General features: G+C 63.9%; 1 protein-coding gene. It reads right to left on the reverse strand.

The window, feature by feature from the left end; genetic code table 11:
• A partial coding sequence (locus HP499_RS24735) for an ROK family protein (RefSeq protein WP_172326639.1) occupies positions 1–665 on the reverse strand: 665 nt, incomplete at both ends.

A 665-nucleotide genomic window follows, 5' to 3' on the forward strand; every position in this document is an offset into this window, starting at 1 on the left:
CCAGCAGCTCGATCATGGTGGTGGTGGACGCTATCGTTTCGAGGCAACCCCTGTTCCCGCAGCGGCACACCAGTCCATGTTCATGGATGGTGGCATGGCCGATTTCGCCGGTGATACCCACGTTGCCGTAGTAGGGGAAACCGTTGAGGATCAGGCCTGCGCCAATGCCCGAGCCGATCTTGAGGAACATCAGGTTGGAGACGCCGCTGTGGGGTCCCCACGTCACTTCGGACAAGGCGCCGAGGTTGGCGTCGTTATCGACAAATACGGGGCAATTCAGCGCTTCCTCCAGCCGGTGGAGGATATCGATGCCCACCCATTCGGGGAGGATGGCACCTTGGGCAACGGTGCCGGAGCGGCGGTCGATGGGGCCGGGAATGCCCGCTCCCGCGCCCACTACCGCAGTGCGGTCGATTCCGTTTTCCCGGAGCAGTTTTTCCAGCAGCAGCACCGCCGCTGCGATGCCTTCCTCGGCCTGGTGGCCGAGCGGTAATTCGATGTAATCCTCGGCAATGACGTGGTAGCCCAGGGAGGCCAGGACCACGCGCAGGTGGCGGCGGCCAAAGTCGATCCCGACGGCGACTGCACCGTTGCTGTTCAGCCTTACGTTGGTTGCGCGGCGGCCGGAGCTGGTGGTCGGCTCAGTGGATACAAGGCCGGCGTCC

Origin of the sequence: Paenarthrobacter sp. CM16, assembly GCF_013179505.1 — a bacterium.
GTDB lineage: Bacteria > Actinomycetota > Actinomycetes > Actinomycetales > Micrococcaceae > Arthrobacter.